Below are 17,156 nucleotides of genomic sequence, written 5' to 3' on the forward strand. Positions count from 1 at the left end.
ATTTATTTACCTTCTTCAATCGTCTGATCGTCTAACATGGTTGAATCGGTCTCTTTATAACGCTCACCTACAAACGTAACCACCGAACCAATCAGGATAATCACAATTCCTATAATGGTAGGCAGATTAATCTTTTCGCCCACAAAAATCATTGCTAAGACTGGAGCTAAACCAGGCTTAATAAAGAATACCAGGGACGCAATTGAGACCCCTGATTCTTGCATCGCTAAAAAGTAAAACGCAAAACCGCCGCCGGTTACACAGACTCCGATAAAGAATAAAATCCAGAAATTTTGTAAATTAACGTCCCTTAAGATCGGAATGGATGCAAATTGACTCAACCATCCCACCGATTTCATCCCACTTGAAACAAACGGGATATCGGTAATCAATGATAAAACAAATAACTCCAAAGAACCAGCAATAAAAGTGAAACAAGTGATGGTCACTCCATCTAATTCTCTTTTGACCGAGCAATACTGCGACAAAATACTGTAAAAGCCGAAAGTAACAGCCGATAAGAGTGACAAAATAATTCCAACTGGATTAGTTAAGTTAAATGGATTAACAATCACAATTAAGCCAATGACCGAAATGATTAATGAGATTAAGTTGGCCCGTCCAATTCGCTCATGCAAAATGAAGTACGCAAAGATTACGGCAAAGACCGGATTACAACTAAACAGGACGGCCACAATGGCTGGTTTATCATACACAATCGCTAACTGGTACAGAGTCATACTAATTACCACGCACGCAAAACCGGTAAACGCAAACGTCTTCCAATCTTTTAAGTTGATTTTGCGTCGTCGTTTATGTAATTCATAGAAAGCGAACGGCAATAAAACAATCCCACCAATGAAGAAACGAAGTAAATTCAATTGAATTGGATTAAACTCACTTCCAGCTACCTTTAAGGCAATCTCCATTGAACTAAACATTAACGTCGAAATTAACACATAAATCACTGATTTTTTCACTTTAAGCTACTACTCCCATTCTTTACTTGTCTATTTTTCAATTGACTCGTCTTAACGGATTTGTTGCACAATCACCATTAAAATGGGCAAAACAATTAAACTGATGATCGTGGTTTCAGCGACCATCAGTGAAGCATAATCTGCATCCGCACCATACTTTCTGGCTACCACTGGTGCGTTAGTCATAACCGGCATGGCAGCCTGCATAATGAAGACTTGTTTCATCAAAACTGGCATCCCAGTTGGAATAACCAACAGTGCCATTAAAATTGGTGAAATCACGAATCGACCCAGTAAAATTCCCCAATTAGAAGAACTAAAGTCAAATTTGTTAAAGTTGATATTTGCCATCGAAATTCCAATGAACATCATTGAAAGTGGGATGGTTAACCCACCAATATATTGGAAATCACTCATTAAAAAGTTGGGAATTTTAATTCGCAGTAAAACTAAAATCACCCCAAAGATAAATCCCAACAATGGTGGTGACAAAATTTTACTCACGGTCTTTTTCCAGTCAAACTTGGAATTAGCGTCCCCATCACGTTGGATTAAGTAAACACCAATGGTCCAAAAAAAGGTCGTATTAGCCATGTAGTAAACTAACACGTACGGTAAACTTTTGGCTCCAAACAGAGCCATATTAACTGGCAATCCGACAAAAACAGTGTTTGAATTTAAAAACATCGATTCAAACACCCCCCGATGATACTTTTTAATTCGAATCACCCGCGCAATTGCCACTGAAATCCCAAACATGATTAACATACTAACGACCGGAAATCTTAAGTCTGGCAACGTTGAAAGTAACGTGTCGGTCGTAAAATCGCGACCAATCGTATAGATCATGTAACAAGGCAAAGCTACGTCAATAACCAGTTTAACAATTAAGTTAGTTGAATCATCATTAAACCAGTGACGTTTAGCTAAAACAAAACCGAGTACGATCATGATCAGTACAATTAATATCCCTGATATACTCTTAAAAAAAATACCCATTTGATCATCCTATTCTTGTAAGTTTTACTTAAGTTATTGTACCACACGATTTTACACCACCAGAAATTGCCCCAATAAGAATAATACGGTTATATTAAAATCTACTAAAAAGTTGAGAAATAACTAGCGTTAGCTGCCATAACTGCTATATAATTTGGGGCAGTATTAATAAATAAGCGGGGAATAATAATGTCAAACTACGATAATAATAATGACGACAATCGCGAATATAGCCGGAGAGCTGGTAATCCACATTTTTCCGAACCAAAGTCAGAGCCAGCCGTCGACTATGATAACGAACCGCACCATCCAGTTGCCTGGACTTTTATGGGTATCATTTTATTGATTGTCATCATTGCCCTTGCTTTTGGTTTCCGTGCTTACACCCAGGCTCGTCATTCATTTGGAGGAACGTTTCAAGACGATGGAATCGGAAAATCAAGAAACGTATCAAACCTTCTAAACAAACGAAAGCCGTTTTCAATCTTACTAATGGGAACCGACACGGGCGCCCTTGGTAGACACGACGTTGGCCGCACCGACACCATTATCGTCGCTACCGTTAACCCGCAAAAGCAGACCACTTACTTAACCAGTATCCCCCGCGATACCAAAGTCGTGGTCGACGGTGACTCACAGCCATACGAAAAAATCAACGCTGCTTACACCATCGGTGGTCCAAAGACTGCCATTTCAACTGTCCAGCATCTCTTAAACGTTCCCATCGACTACTTTGCGATCGTTAACATGGGTGGTTTAAAACAGATGGTTGATTCCGTTGGGGGTGTCGAAGTGAAGCCACCATTGACGTTTAAGTATGGGAATGCCAATGTAGTTAAGGGCAAAATGACCCATCTAGATGGTGATCAAGCCCTTGATTATTCTCGAATGAGGGATGATGACCCGAAAGGTGACTACGGTCGCCAACAGCGACAACGGCAAGTCTTAGAAAAATTAGTGATGAAAGGAATGGGAATTTCTTCCATTCCCAGGTACCAACAAATTCTTGAATCATTAAATGGAAACCTCAAAACCGATTTATCCTTTGATGACATGATTGCCATTAGATCTAAGTATGGTCCAGCCACTCATCACATCAAGTCTGAGACCCTTCAGGGGAATGAAGCAATGATTAACGGAGTCAGTTATCAAGTCGCCCAACCAGACGAATTGATGAACGTCTCAAACCATATTCGAACCACCTTGAATTTACCGCAAGCTAAGGGTTTAACTCCTAAACAACAAGAAACCAATTCCCCTAGTAACGGTGATCCATTCAACTACAATACTGCTACCAATGATTCATCAGGGAGTACCGATACAAACTCAATGACTCCAGCATATTAAAATAGACTTGTAAGAATAGGGCTAATAACCTATCTTGCAAGTCTATTTTTATTTATGGGATCTTTTATCTAATTTCATTTAAATCAAGACCAAGAGCCTTTGCTACTCGAGTCCCATACTCTGGGTCAGCCTTATAAAATTGTCTGGTTTCTAGGATTTGGATCTCATGATTATCAACGGAACCAAGCGTTTCTTTGATCGTATTAATCAGGCGATCACGTTCCTCTGGTTTCATTACATGATACAACTTTCCGGCGGCACTATAGTAGTCAGTATCATAGGGTTTAAAAGCTCCGGTTTCACCTTCCACTTTATCGGGACTGATTGAAGCACTCAAATCTTCAACTGGACCACCCTTACCGTTTGGTTCATAGTTGACCGATCCGTCTTGTCCTTGTGCCATTTGACCATCACGTTCGTAATTTTCAACCTTGTCTAAGGGACGGTTGACCTTTAATTGTTCATAATTAGCGCCTAGACGATATCTTTCCGCGTCCTTATACGCAAACAACCGTCCTTGAAGTAACTTATCAGGACTTGCTTCAATCCCAGGAACTAGGTTAGCGGGTGAGAAGGCTAATTCTTCCACATCGTCAAAATAGTTAGTTGGATTTTGGTTTAAGGTAAATTCCCCAACTTCTTGTAGTGGGTAATCCTTATGAGAAACCACCTTGGTTACATCAAAAATATCTGGTTTGTAATCAATTCCCGCTTGATAAGGGATAATCTGAACGTAAACTTTCCATGTTGGATAGTTCTTTTGTTCAATTGCATCGTATAAATCATGAATTAAATAATCGGTATCTTCAGTTGCTGCTTTTGAAGCTTGTTCATTAGTCATGTTCTTAACCCCTTGTTGGCTAATGAAGTGATACTTAACCCAAAATGGAGTTCCTTCTTTATTAACCCACTTATACGTGTGGCTTCCATAACCATTCATTGTTCGATAACTAGCCGGATTACCACGATCACCCATCAGGTAGGTGACCTGGTGAACTGATTCTGGTGAATGAGACCAGAAATCCCACTGCATCTCTTGTGAACGTAAATGAGTCTTAGGATCACGCTTCTGGGAATGAATAAAGTCAGGAAACTTAAGCGGATCGTTAACAAAGAACACCGGAGTATTATTACCAACAATGTCGTAATTGCCCTCTTGCGTGTAGAATTTCAACGCAAATCCACGAACATCACGAACAGTGTCAGGATAACCAGCTTCACCCGCAACCTGCGAAATTCTAATGGTCATTGGGGTTTCTTTGCCCACACCATTGAATAAATCAGCTTTAGTGTACTTACTCATGTCATGTGTAAGTTTAAAAACACCCTTGGCACCAGCACCTTTAGCATGAACGACTCGCTCTGGAATCCTCTCACGATTAAAATGAGCTAACTTTTCTAGTAATTGATAATCCTGCATCAAAACAGGGCCACGAACACCAGCTGTTTGAGAATGTTCGTTGTTAGCCCACGGTTGACCAGCTTCGGTTGTTAATTTATCTGACATAATTATCACACCATCCTTGTTAATTAATCGTTCACTTCTTAGATTAATCGTGCACAACTTAATGTCAACAAAAGAGACTTAGAATTAAAAAGAACACCATATCTTAAAATGATATGGTGTTCTTGAATTAAATGATGCGGCCAAGAAGACTCGAACTTCCACCGGGATAAATCCCGACAAGATCCTTAATCTTGCGCGTCTGCCAATTCCGCCATGGCCGCATTGCTACAATAAACATCATAGCAAATTTAACGAGATAGCGCAATGAATTTTTTAATTATTCTTCACCACGAATCGTGGCACCATCCCTATCAAGGTCAACTAACTTACATACTCCATCCAATTGATCGTTACTTTCAATCTTCTGTTGTAACTTGGTGAGTTGGTCATAATCTCCTAGCGTGATAATCGATGAACCCACTCCACTAATGTAAGTTCCGTAGATTCCTAGTTCATGAGCAGTCTGTTTAATTACTTTGAAGTCTTTAAAATCATTACCTTGTCCAGTGCGAACCAGACTATCAGCTTCAATCATTCGGGCCGCTTTATTCCAATCATTTTGCATTAATGCAGCGACAAAAACGTTCGAAGCGCTACTAGTCTGTACCTCTTGACCAAACGTAATTTCCTTTGGGAAACGTTCCATTCCCCTCTGTTGGGTAATTTTCTCATTTCGAATGAAAACCAAGGCTTGCATTTCATCGGGCATATGAGCTTTGACAACGTCAGTCTTTCCATCCTCATAGTGAGAAATTGTTATATCTCCCAGAATGGCTGAGGCAATGTTGTCAGGATGTCCTTCCATTCGACTACCAATGTTAATTTGGTCATTAACTGATAAGTTCATATTTTCAAGCTTGTTAGCAATTTTAATTCCCGCAGCAATCGCCGTGGTACTAGACCCAAGCCCCTTTTCCAGTGGAACATCTGACATTACCGTTAGTTGATGGGGCATGATTTTAGGGTTAACCTTTAAAATCGTTTGAACCACCAAATTTTTGTCATCGTGAGGAACTGAATCGCCAAACGCATGATTGACCCGCCACTTCTCAGTTTCTTCTTCAACGATCACCGTGTAATACATATGAAGAGCGAGCCCAACCGAATTATAGCCATTACCAACATTACCAGAAGTTGCTGGAACTCTCACAATAATTTTTTCCATGATACTTCACTCCTTCTTAACTAGTTTTAGCTTACCACGACACTTACTACATACAAAACGTGAGATATTAACCCGTCGCTTTCGCCGATATAATTGGCCACACTTAGTACACTCATAAAGGTAATAATAAGCTGATGGTGCTTTTAAAATGGGAGCATAACGACTACCACCCACAGCTCTTAATAACTGCTTAAATTCTTTTGAACGATGATTAGCGGAATACCCTGCTAAATGAAGATGATAATGAACGAGTTCGTGTTTAATGATTCCCACAAGTTCTTCTCTAGAGATCCCCTTCGCCATCGTTTGATTAATATCAATATCATGATCTTTAAGGTGGTACCGACCACCCGTGGTTTTCAATCGACCATTAAAATATGCGCGGTGCTTAAATGGTTTCCCAAATGACTCCAATGAAATTTGTTCGACCAGTTTCTGTAATTCATCGTCATGCAAATAAGTTCGCTCCTATTCTGGACCAACCATGGAAAGTTTAATTCGTTTTCGATCTAAATCAACACTTAACACCCACACGTCGACAATGTCACCAACAGAAACAAGCTTTGCTGGATCCGATATAAACCGATCACTCATTTTTGAAATATGAACGAGACCATCCTGTTTTACCCCAATGTCGACAAACGCACCAAAATCCGTAACATTGCGAACGGTTCCCTGTAATTTCATTCCCGATTTCAAGTTTTCAATCTTCATGACGTCCGATTTAAGCAACGGCTTCGCCATCGTATCACGTTGGTCACGTCCGGGATTTTTCAAACTAGCTAAAATATCTTTGACCAACTGCTGATCAATTGATAGTGATTGTGATAAATCAACTTCATTTGCTTTTTCAAGTTTTTTTCGACCTTCATCAGAACTAAAATTATCAATTGTAAGTCTCAATGCTGACAAGATTTCCTTGGCTTGCCGATAACTTTCTGGATGAATATCAGTATTGTCCAATGGATTCTTGCCATTAATGATACGTAAAAATCCAACTGATTGTTCAAAAGCCTTTGGTCCTAATCGTTTAACTTTTTTTAATTGATTACGGTTAGAAAAAGCACCGTTTTCATCTCGATATTCAACAATATTTTGTGAAGTGGATTTAGTTAATCCCGAGATGTGTTCAAGTAGATTTGGACTAGCGGTGTTCAAGTTGACCCCGACTTGGTTAACGGCGGTCTCAATCACCCGATCCAACTGGGCATCAAGGTTACTTTCAGAGACATCATGCTGGTACTGACCAACCCCAACCGCTTTGGGGTCAATCTTAATCAACTCAGAAAGTGGATCCTGTAGTCGTCTTCCAATACTAATGGCTGAACGTTCCTCAACATGAAGGTTAGGAAACTCTTTTCGCGCATTGTTACTAGCAGAATATACTGATGCCCCAGCTTCACTAACAATTACGTAGTGAACCGGATAATCAATGGATTTAATTGCATCAGCTACAAATTGTTCCGATTCGCGTGACGCGGTTCCGTTACCAATCGCAATCATTTGAACGTGATACTTCTTAATCAGGTCAATCAATTGTTCTTTAGCTCGCGCTTGCTGTGATTCCGTTGCTGGTTTAGTAGCTTTAATAATTTCCTTTGCCAAGAATTTACCGTTTGCATCAATGACCGCTAGTTTGCATCCCGTTCGGTACGCTGGGTCAAAACCAAGAACCACCTTACCCTTGATTGGCGCCTGCATTAACAGGTGATACAGATTTCTTCCAAACACTTCAATGGCATGATTTTCTGCGGCTTCAGTCATAGTGGAACGAATTTCACGTTCGATGGCAGGACCGATGAAGCGCTTATAAGCATCTTTTGAAGCGTCTTTAACAAAGTCAACTGCGGGACCATTATGATTACTAACCACATGAAAATCAATGTAATGCATAATGGCATTAACATCAACATCTAGTTTCACGGTCAATACCTTTGCTTTTTCACCACGATTAATGGCTAAAACCCGATAACTCGGAACCGTTTTGGCTCGCTCACTAAAATCGTAGTAATCACCATAAACGCCACCTTCATCATTGACCTTTCCTTTAGGCTTAACCTTTGCCGCCAGCATAGCGTTTTTTAAGGTATAGTTTCGAATCCATTCCCGAAACTTAGCGTTGTTTCCAATGGCATCCGTAATGATTTCACGGGCTCCATCTAAAGCGTCATTAACGGAACTAACGTCGTGATCATCATCTATAAAGGACTTTGCCAGTTGTTTTAATGGCTCATTTTGAAACTTTAAAATTGCAGTTGCAAGTGGCTCTAATCCCTGTTCCCTTGCAACCATCGCCTTTGTTTTTCGTTTTTGCTTATATGGCAAATACAAGTCTTCCACAATCTGAATACTGTCAGCATTTAAGATGTCTTGTTTTAACTGCTTGGTTAATTGGCCTTCTTCGTCAATCTTTTTTACCACTTCTTCCTTTCGGTGGCTCAGCTTTGCTAGACGCTGGTAAGTATCCTCAAGTTCCCGAATGGAAACCTCATCCAAATTACCGGTTCTCTCTTTGCGGTATCGTGCAATAAACGGAACGGTATTACCATCCTCAAGCATTTCTAAGGTTTGTTGAATTTGTCGTTTCGAAATGTGTGGTAACGCTTTTGCAGTTTGATCAATTAAAGTTTTTTCCATTTTTTCACCATAATCTTTCAAATAAAAACTCCATTAAATAATTAACGGAGTTATTGTAATCAAATTTATTTCCAAAACGTATCATAAACATTAATGGGAAGGTGTCGCTTATGTTGAGTTTTCAAATACCAATTTTCAATCACATTAGCTGCACTAGAACTAATGTCCTGGCCTTCTAAAAAGTCATCAATATTTTTATAACTAACCCCAAGTGCTTTTTCATCTGGAAGAGCTGGACGATCATCTTCAAGATCCGCCGTTGGGGTTTTCTCGTAAAGGTTTTTAGGTGCGTCAAGGTACTTAAGAAGCGCACGACCTTGTCGTTTATCCAGTCGCCAAATTGGAACAATATCAGAGGCACCGTCACCAAATTTAGTGTAAAAACCAGTCACCGCCTCGGCGGCATGATCAGTGCCAAGTACAATCCCTTGATTGGCACCAGCAATGGTGAACTGTGCGATCATCCGCGTCCGAGCTTTAACGTTGCCCTTATTAAAATCAGAGACAGCATCACCGTTAGCTTCAACTGCTTTTACCATCGAATCGACTGAACCCTTGATATTGACGCGTTCAACCCGATCAGCATCCATAAAATCAATGGCTTCCATAGCATCCGATTCATCAGCTTGTTCACCATAAGGAAGGCGAACCGCAATAAACTGATATTCAGTATCACCCGTTTCTTCCCTTAATTCATTCATTGCCATCGATGCCAATTTTCCCGTCAAAGTGGAATCTTGACCACCAGAAATTCCCAGTACTACTGATTTAATGAACGAATTCTTTTTAACGTAATCCTTAATAAAATCAACACTACGTCTAATTTCTGTTTCAGGATCGATCTTTGGCTGAACCCTTAAAGCATTAATAATCTGTTTTTGCAGTCGTTTTTGTTTCTCATCCATTACTATTCACCTACTCTAATTTTTGCTCAACCCCATTATGAATTTCATTAATCAAACTCATCTTGTGGTCCCATAATTTCTTAGAAAGATCAACTGGGTAATCTTGTGGATTTAACTGACGCTTGTACTCTGGCCAGAGTGCTTTCAAAGAATCGGTCGCATGCTGTTTAGTAGCCTCTAACGTCGGCATTTGATATACCTGCTTTCCATCTTTAAAGATATCCTGTAAGAGCGGTTGAGCATTAAAATTGGTAATAGTCTTGTTAATGTAAGTGAAATGCGGATGGAACATGTACACGGAAGACTGTTCACGTGGATCTTCACCATCAAGTGTGATGTAATCTCCCTCAGACTTACCGTCGTCTTTTTCAGTAATCCGCCAAACTTGCTTCTTACCCGGAGTTGAAACCTTTTCGGCGTTATTGGAAAGTTTAATGGTATCGACCATGTGACCCTGTTCATCTTCAACCGAGACCAACTTGTAAACCGCACCAAGTGCGGGTTGGTCAAAAGCCGTAATTAGCTTGGTCCCAACTCCCCAAGAGTCGATTTTGGCATTTTGCATCTTCAAACTACTAATGGTGTATTCATCAAGGTCGTTGGAAGCCACAATTTGAACATCCTTAAAGCCAGCTTCATCCAGCATTTCTCTAACTCTTTTTGATAAGTACGCCATATCACCGGAATCAATTCTGACACCTTGAAAGTTAATCTTGTCGCCCATTTCTTTTGCAACTCGAATTGCATTTGGGACCCCACTTTTAATGGTATCAAAGGTGTCTAACAGAAAAGTACAGTTCTTATGAGTTTGGGCGTATGCCATAAATGCATCATAGTCATTTCCAAATGATTCAATCAAAGAGTGCGCCATCGTTCCGCTGACAGGAATGCCAAATTCCTTACCGGCTAACACATTGGAAGTCGCATTAAACCCACCAATGTATGCCGCTCTGGTTCCCCACAGCGCTGCATCAACCTCTTGGGCCCGACGACTACCAAACTCCATTAAAGGATTATTTCCAGCCACCATTCGAATTCGGGCCGCTTTAGTAGCGATTAAAGTCTGATAGTTCACCATGTTCAAAATAGCGGTCTCAACTAATTGACATTCCGCAATCGTTCCTTCAACTTGAACAATGGGCTCGTTGTTATAAACTAAATCACCCTCAACAGCAGAACGAATTGTCCCAGTAAACTTAAAGTTACGAAGATAATCTAAAAATTCATCGGAATAATCGCTAATTGACTTTAAATATTTAATGTCCTCATCAGTGAAGTTAAGGTTGTTGATATATTCAATAATGTGTTTTAATCCTGCAAAGACGGCATATCCATTTCCAAAGGGCATGTCTCTAAAAAAAACTTCAAATACAGCATGACGATTTTGCATATGTTTTTCAAAATAAGTTGCCATCATATTGATTTCATAATAGTCAGTGTGTAAAGTTAAATTATTAGGACTTTGTAATGTTGACATCTTTAATCTCCTCTAGCCATTTCAGGCTAAACTATTGTTGTTACTCGTTGCACATTATATCACATAATAACCAAAAAGAAGGCTAACAAATGACGCACAAATTCCCGACCACCAACATCGCTTCTATTCCCTTTATTAACGCGACTTTCACCGAATTTATGCAGGTGATTGAATCCCAAATAGACGACCACCAAAACACGTTTGTGGTAACCGCCAATCCAGAAATCGTAGTTTATGCTGATCGTCATCCTCACTACCAAAAAGTTTTAAAAAGCGCCACTTACGTCGTGCCAGATGGGATTGGCATTATCAAGGGTGCCAAAATGCTAAATGACCCAATGTCAGAACGAATCACCGGTTATGACATTTTTAAAGCACTGTTAACTTGGGGAAACCAAAATAACAAGTCAGCTTATTTTCTGGGAGCCAAGCCCGATGTCGTATTTGATTTACGAAAGGTCTTAACCGTCAACTATCCGCATTTAAAGATTGTTGGGATGCAGGACGGCTATTTTAAAAACGACTCTCCCATCATTAACAACATCGAAAACAACGACATTGACATGATTTTTGTTGCGACCGGTTTCCCTAGCCAAGAAGAATTCATAGCAAAATATCGAGCCAAAAATAACGGGCTGTGGATTGGGGTTGGAGGCAGCTTTGACGTTTTAGCTGGACACGTCAAGAGAGCTCCTGAATTCTGGATTAATCATCACATCGAATGGCTTTATCGCCTTTTTAAAGAACCCACCCGTTTTAAACGAATGCTAGCCATTCCTGAATTTTTAAATTTAGTTAGAAAACAAAAAAAGGATGAGAAGTGATCTCATCCAACTTTACGAGCCCTCGTTAGTAGGGCTCTTTTTTATTTATTTAGGTAAAACTCAAATCGCTCAGCAGCGTACTGAGCCTGAACAAACTCAAATGGTTGCTGATTTTGAAGATAAGATATCTGTTTTAGCTTAAGAATGGGTGCCTTAACCTCAATATCCAGTAAATCAGCAATCCGATCAGTCGCTAAAATCGCCGAAATAAATTGCTTCGCGCTTCTTGGACGAAGTCCCTTCTTGTCCTCTAAAGAACGATACAGGGAGCTAGAAACGTCTTCTTCACTTAACCCTTCGACCATCGATGCATTAACAGCTGCCACTTCATAGCAAATTGGAATGTCGTCCCCATAGCGAATCCGATTCATCCGCAAAACCCGATCATCCTGACTCAGCCCCAAGACGGAGGCTTCCTTAAAGGTGGGCTCAACAATCTTATATGACAAGGTTTTGGTGGATGGCTTTTTTCCTTGAGCCAGCATAATGTTAGTAAAGCTGGTTACTCCGGACATCTTTTCTTGAACCTTTTGGTTAGTAACGTACGTTCCTGAGCCGGCAATCCGTTTTAATATTCCATCCTCAACGAGCGCTTGAACAGCTTGCCTGAACGTCATCCGACTTACTCCGTACTGTTCGGATAGTTTTCTTTCAGATGGAATCCGGGTTCCCACTTTCCAGCTTCCGTCTTCGATCTTACTCTTAATATCATCATGAATTTTAATATAAACAGGTACTGTCATAATTACTCCTACCTTGGCATAAAAAAATCGACTAACATTTGTTAGTCGATTTTACACCAATAATTAGTATTGGGCTAGCTGGGTTCGAACCAGCGCATCACAGGATCAAAACCTGTTGCCTTACCACTTGGCTATAGCCCAAGAATCAATGGAGGGGAGTGGATTCGAACCACCGAACCCGAAGGAGCGGATTTACAGTCCGCCGCGTTTAGCCAGACTTCGCTACCCCTCCATAATAAATGAGTAATTCGTAGTAACGAATCAACGTTTATTATATTACACGGGATCATGATGTTAGTCAATACTTTTTTTCAAAAAATAAAAGGCGCTAACTTTACAGCGCCTTTCATTATAGTGATTTTAATTTACTCCATCCATCAGTTTTTTAACTGGTTTGATCATCAATAATAAGACAATTCCAAACAAGATGGCTACAAGTCCAACGATTCCAAAGTACGCGATTTCGTGTCCTGGAGTGTAGAACTTAACGATTTGTGAGTTAACCGCCTGACCAGCAGCATCCGCTAAGAACCACATACTCATCATCTGTGATTCAAATGCTTTCGGAGCAAGTTTGGTGGTAACGGAAAGCCCAATTGGTGAAATCAACATTTCGGCAATTTCAACAATGGCCCAACTACCAATTAGCCATAGTGGGCTAACTTTAGCTGATGAACCAAATAGGAAAATTGGAACCATCATAAATAAGTACGAAAATCCAGCGAAAAACATTCCCCACGTAAACTTAACTGGGGAGCTGGGCTCTTCTTTTCTTTTAGCCAGATATGTCCATAAGAATGCGAACAGTGGTGTGTACAGCATAATGAACAATGGATTAAGTGACTGATACCAAGTAGCATTAATGTGCAAAAATCCAAGGTTATTGTTAGTTTGATTTTCAGCAAACAAAGCCAAAACAACGGAGCCCTGTTCCTCAATGGCCCAGAATACCGCAGCAGCGATAAACAATGGAATATAGGCAAGAACCCGTGAATGTTCTGTCTTAGTAACCTTCTTACTTCTCAAAATAACAACGAAGTAAATAATTGGGGTTAAAATTGCGATGATACTCAATAGTAGAACAAAGTTATCAATACTCAAAACTTTAAAGTACCACATCCCCGCGATAATAACGGCAAATACAGCTAAACCACCAATAATCTCAAGAACTAAACGATTCAAATCGTCTGGTTCTAAGGGATCACTTGGATATAAGCCATCGATACTCAAAGTCTTTTTACCACTGAAGTAGTAGTAAATTAAAGCAAAGAACATTCCGATAGCGGCAAGTGAGAAACCAGCATGGAAATTAAAGTCCATTCCAACGGTCCCAACTAAGATTGGAGCAATGAAAGATCCTAGATTAATACCGAAAACAAAAATGGTAAATCCTGTATCACGTCTTGGATCATTTTCACCATACAAGGCACCAACCATTTCTGAAACATTTGGTTTCAATAGTCCAGTACCAACGGTGATTAAGACAATGGAAATAAATAGCGCTCCGGCACCAAATGGTAACGACAGTACCACGTGCCCAAACATAATTAAAATTCCACCATACAGAACGGTCTTTCGACTACCCCAGACACGATCACTTAGATAACCACCTAACACCGACGTTAGAAATACTAGTGAACCGTAAATTGCCATAACTGAAGCTGCAGTGGTTGGAGAAAATCCTAATCCACCCTTGGCGACTGAGAAATACATGTAGTATAAAAGAATTGCACGCATCCCGTAGTAACTGAATCGTTCCCACATTTCAGTGAAGAACAGTGTTTGCAACCCTTTTGGTTGCCCAAAGAACGCATGGTCGAGACTCTTCTCGCCTTGTCCGTTCATAAAATCTCCTCCTGTCAATCTTTTAACAATTATCAGAAATAATACCATTCTTGATTTTCATTTACAATCATATCTCGACAAAAAGTTTGTTAGAATAGTGATTATCAAGGAAAAGGAAGTGGATAATACATTGTTCAAGGAATTTAAAGAATTTATATCACGAGGGAATGTGGTTGACATGGCCGTCGGAATTATCATCGGGTCTGCCTTCACTTCGATCGTGACTTCATTGGTTAATAACATTTTTAACCCGTTTATTGGACTGTTCTTAGGAAAAATCGATCTTTCATCACTTGCCATCACCGTTGGAAAAGCAAAGATAAAATATGGCTTATTTCTAAACTCAGTCATCAATTTCCTGCTGATTGCTTTCATCGTCTTTTTATTGGTCAAATTTATCAACAAATTAACTAATAAAAATCAAAAAAAGCAAGAAAAGAAGGCTCAAGAACCGAGCCTTACTGATCAATATCTAGCTGAAATTGTTAAACTGCTTAAAAAGTAATTCCTTAATCACACCAACGCTCTGTTGGTGTTTTTTTATAGCATATCTAGGTATCTGTCGCGTTCCCATTGAGAAACGTTTTGTCTGTAAGCATTCCATTCCATGTTCTTTGCATCCAAGTAATTTTGATACATGTGAGGTCCCATGGCTTTCTTCATAAGTGGATCAGCTTCATATGCTTTAAGCGCATTATGAAGGGTGGAAGGTAAGTTTTCAATATGATCTAATTTTCGTTCCTTGCCATCCATATGATAGATATTACGGTCAATTGGTTCACCTGGTTCGATTTTGTTTTTAATACCATCTAAACCAGCTTCAAGAATTGATGCAATTGCTAAGTATGGGTTAGCTGAAGGATCAACACTTCGAAGTTCAAGGCGGGTGCTAAGACCACGGCTAGCAGGAACTCTAACTAATGGTGAACGGTTAGATGCCGACCATGCCACATAGACCGGTGCCTCAAAGCCAGGAACTAGTCGCTTGTAGGAGTTAACGATTGGGTTACATACAGCAGTTAATGCTTTAGCGTGCTTCAAAAGTCCTCCTAAGAAGTAGTAAGCTGTTTGTGATAATTCCAGGTCACCATCTTTATCATAAAAGACGTTGTCACCATTTTTATCAAACAATGACATGTTGATGTGCATCCCAGATCCATTGATACCATTCAGTGGCTTTGGCATGAAAGTGGCATATAATCCATACTTTCTAGCAACTGTTTTTACAACTAACTTAAAGGTTTGAATATGATCTGCCGTAACCACGGCGTTGTCGTACTGAAAATCAATTTCATGTTGTCCAGATGCTACTTCATGGTGAGAAGCCTCAACTCGAAAGCCCATATTTTCTAATTCAAGAACCATATCACGACGAATATTGGCTGCCAAATCCATTGGTGCCAAATCAAAGTAACTTCCGTGATCATTCAATTCAGTGGTTGGATTACCCTTATCGTCCATTTTGAACAAGAAGAATTCAGGTTCTGGGCCAATGTTAAAGTTAGAAAAGCCCATTTCTTTCATTTCATCCAGAACACGCATTAAATTATTTCTTGGATCACCAACGAACACCTCGCCATCTGATGTATGAACACTACATGTCAGACGAGCAACCTTACCGTGTTCGTCACCCCATGGGAAGACCATCCACGTTGAAAGATCAGGGATCAGGTACATATCACTTTCCTCAATGCGTACGAAACCATCAATTGAAGATCCATCAAACATAATCTTACCATCTAAAACCTTGTTTAGTTGGTTAACGGGTACCTCAACATTTTTGATGCTGCCCATCAAGTCAGTAAACATTAGTCGAATAAATCGGACGTCTTCATCTTTTACCATTTGGCGAATGTCGTCTTTTGTATAATCATGTACCATAAGTAGTCTCCTTATTTTAAATACTTACCCTGTTGCTTTAAATCAGAATCATCATACAAGCGTCCAGCTTTTAAAATATCGTCTTTCAAGTATTCGCGGACATCTTCATCACTAAGTGATTTATCACCACTATGTAAAAGTTTTCGACGACGTTGTTTCTCAAATACTCTTTTAACCTGAGCAATTGTCATTCCTTCAATAAGATAGTTGTGAATCTCAAGAATTTGGTCCACATTATCTAATGAATACAAACGTCGGTTTCCTGATGTTCGTTTAGAATGAACAAGACCATGATCATCGTAATACCTTATTTGTCTGGATGATAAGGAAGTAAGCTTCATAACCGTTCCCATTGGCAGAACCGCTAAAGATTTCCTCAGTACTTTTTCACTCATACGCATATCTCCTTGATATGACACCATTCTATTCGTTATTGATATAAGCGTCAATAACCTATGTTATGAAATGTAACACTGATCCAAGTTTAACATAAAACTTGCAATATAAAAAAAGACACAAGAAATAAATTCTTGTGTCTTCATGTATGTATGTGCATATTCAAGCACACCATTAGATTCTATTCACCCGTTATTTGCTATGCCAAAAATTTAATCATCATTAAGAATGAATAAAAAATTTATGCCGGCTGCAGGACTTGAACCTGTGACCCTCGGTTTACGATACCGATGCTCTACCAGCTGAGCTAAGCCGGCAAAATGACGATAAATTAAAAGTGCTAACGGCAATTGTTGTTAGCACTCAGACATAGCTCCGGCAGGCGGGCTCGAACCGTCGACAACCTGATTAACAGTCAGGTGCTCTACCAACTGAGCTATGCCGGAATAA

At 39.8% G+C, this 17,156-nt stretch carries 15 protein-coding genes and 5 tRNA genes; 3 read left to right on the plus strand and 17 right to left on the minus strand.

What is annotated here, in order from left to right; genetic code table 11:
* Positions 1–2: 2 nt before the first annotated feature.
* On the minus strand, positions 3–980 hold the full coding sequence (locus AC6UD6_RS06805; RefSeq protein WP_500696158.1) for a DMT family transporter: 978 nt from the start codon (positions 978–980) through the stop codon (positions 3–5).
* Positions 981–1,031: 51 nt separating this feature from the next.
* On the minus strand, positions 1,032–1,979 hold the full coding sequence (locus tag AC6UD6_RS06810) for an AEC family transporter (protein WP_500696159.1): 948 nt from the start codon (positions 1,977–1,979) through the stop codon (positions 1,032–1,034).
* 189 nt (positions 1,980–2,168) lie between these two features.
* Here AC6UD6_RS06810 and AC6UD6_RS06815 point away from each other — a divergent pair, with 189 nt between their 5' ends.
* Entirely contained in the window at positions 2,169–3,326 is a 1,158-nt protein-coding gene (locus tag AC6UD6_RS06815) for an LCP family protein (RefSeq protein ID WP_500696160.1), read from the plus strand.
* A 64-nt stretch (positions 3,327–3,390) separates the two neighbouring features.
* On the opposite strand, the gene AC6UD6_RS06820 is transcribed toward AC6UD6_RS06815, so the two are convergent.
* The 7 genes from AC6UD6_RS06820 to AC6UD6_RS06850 all read right to left on the minus strand — a co-directional run bounded on the left by AC6UD6_RS06820 (position 3,391) and on the right by AC6UD6_RS06850 (position 11,017).
* A complete protein-coding gene (locus AC6UD6_RS06820) occupies positions 3,391–4,833 on the minus strand; it encodes a catalase (protein WP_500696161.1) in 1,443 nt (480 codons plus the stop codon).
* A gap of 135 nt (positions 4,834–4,968) precedes the next feature.
* Positions 4,969–5,054, minus strand: a tRNA-Leu gene (locus tag AC6UD6_RS06825).
* A gap of 56 nt (positions 5,055–5,110) precedes the next feature.
* Complete coding sequence (thrB, locus tag AC6UD6_RS06830; protein ID WP_500696162.1) at positions 5,111–5,998, minus strand: homoserine kinase; 888 nt, start codon at positions 5,996–5,998, stop codon at positions 5,111–5,113.
* Positions 5,999–6,004: 6 nt separating this feature from the next.
* Positions 6,005–6,454 carry a SprT family protein gene (locus AC6UD6_RS06835; protein WP_500696163.1) on the minus strand — a complete coding sequence of 150 codons (450 nt, stop codon included), beginning with the start codon at positions 6,452–6,454 and terminating at the stop codon, positions 6,005–6,007.
* Between the two features lie 12 nt (positions 6,455–6,466).
* The gene (locus AC6UD6_RS06840) at positions 6,467–8,635 is read right to left on the minus strand and encodes a Tex family protein (RefSeq protein ID WP_500696170.1); all 2,169 of its coding nucleotides are present in this window, start codon (positions 8,633–8,635) and stop codon (positions 6,467–6,469) included.
* 65 nt (positions 8,636–8,700) lie between these two features.
* A complete protein-coding gene (gene nadE / locus AC6UD6_RS06845) occupies positions 8,701–9,540 on the minus strand; it encodes an NAD(+) synthase (RefSeq protein ID WP_500696164.1) in 840 nt (279 codons plus the stop codon).
* A 10-nt stretch (positions 9,541–9,550) separates the two neighbouring features.
* Complete coding sequence (locus AC6UD6_RS06850; RefSeq protein ID WP_500696165.1) at positions 9,551–11,017, minus strand: nicotinate phosphoribosyltransferase; 1,467 nt, start codon at positions 11,015–11,017, stop codon at positions 9,551–9,553.
* Between the two features lie 89 nt (positions 11,018–11,106).
* On the opposite strand from AC6UD6_RS06850, the gene AC6UD6_RS06855 reads away from it, so the two are divergent.
* Positions 11,107–11,841, plus strand: coding sequence for a WecB/TagA/CpsF family glycosyltransferase (locus tag AC6UD6_RS06855; RefSeq protein WP_500696166.1), 735 nt, complete (start codon positions 11,107–11,109; stop codon positions 11,839–11,841).
* A gap of 41 nt (positions 11,842–11,882) precedes the next feature.
* Here AC6UD6_RS06855 and AC6UD6_RS06860 read toward each other — a convergent pair whose 3' ends face one another.
* The 4 genes from AC6UD6_RS06860 to AC6UD6_RS06875 all read right to left on the minus strand — a co-directional run bounded on the left by AC6UD6_RS06860 (position 11,883) and on the right by AC6UD6_RS06875 (position 14,429).
* Positions 11,883–12,584 (minus strand): GntR family transcriptional regulator, encoded by a 702-nt coding sequence (locus AC6UD6_RS06860; RefSeq protein WP_500694496.1) that lies wholly within the window; start codon positions 12,582–12,584, stop codon positions 11,883–11,885.
* A 69-nt stretch (positions 12,585–12,653) separates the two neighbouring features.
* Positions 12,654–12,725: transfer RNA gene (locus AC6UD6_RS06865), tRNA-Gln, on the minus strand.
* Between the two features lie 8 nt (positions 12,726–12,733).
* Positions 12,734–12,816, minus strand: a tRNA-Tyr gene (locus AC6UD6_RS06870).
* A 128-nt stretch (positions 12,817–12,944) separates the two neighbouring features.
* Positions 12,945–14,429 (minus strand): peptide MFS transporter, encoded by a 1,485-nt coding sequence (locus tag AC6UD6_RS06875; protein ID WP_500696167.1) that lies wholly within the window; start codon positions 14,427–14,429, stop codon positions 12,945–12,947.
* A 130-nt stretch (positions 14,430–14,559) separates the two neighbouring features.
* Between AC6UD6_RS06875 and mscL the strand changes: the two genes are divergently transcribed.
* Entirely contained in the window at positions 14,560–14,934 is a 375-nt protein-coding gene (mscL, locus tag AC6UD6_RS06880) for a large-conductance mechanosensitive channel protein MscL (protein ID WP_500694498.1), read from the plus strand.
* A 35-nt stretch (positions 14,935–14,969) separates the two neighbouring features.
* Here the strand turns inward: mscL and glnA are convergent, their stop codons facing one another.
* The 4 genes from glnA to AC6UD6_RS06900 all read right to left on the minus strand — a co-directional run bounded on the left by glnA (position 14,970) and on the right by AC6UD6_RS06900 (position 17,152).
* Positions 14,970–16,310, minus strand: coding sequence for a type I glutamate--ammonia ligase (glnA, locus tag AC6UD6_RS06885; protein WP_500696168.1), 1,341 nt, complete (start codon positions 16,308–16,310; stop codon positions 14,970–14,972).
* An 11-nt stretch (positions 16,311–16,321) separates the two neighbouring features.
* On the minus strand, positions 16,322–16,705 hold the full coding sequence (locus AC6UD6_RS06890; RefSeq protein ID WP_500694500.1) for a MerR family transcriptional regulator: 384 nt from the start codon (positions 16,703–16,705) through the stop codon (positions 16,322–16,324).
* A gap of 245 nt (positions 16,706–16,950) precedes the next feature.
* Positions 16,951–17,023 (minus strand) — tRNA-Thr (locus AC6UD6_RS06895).
* 56 nt (positions 17,024–17,079) lie between these two features.
* Positions 17,080–17,152, minus strand: a tRNA-Asn gene (locus AC6UD6_RS06900).
* Positions 17,153–17,156 lie beyond the last annotated feature (4 nt).

Source organism: Fructilactobacillus sp. X8R2C1, from assembly GCF_059900955.1.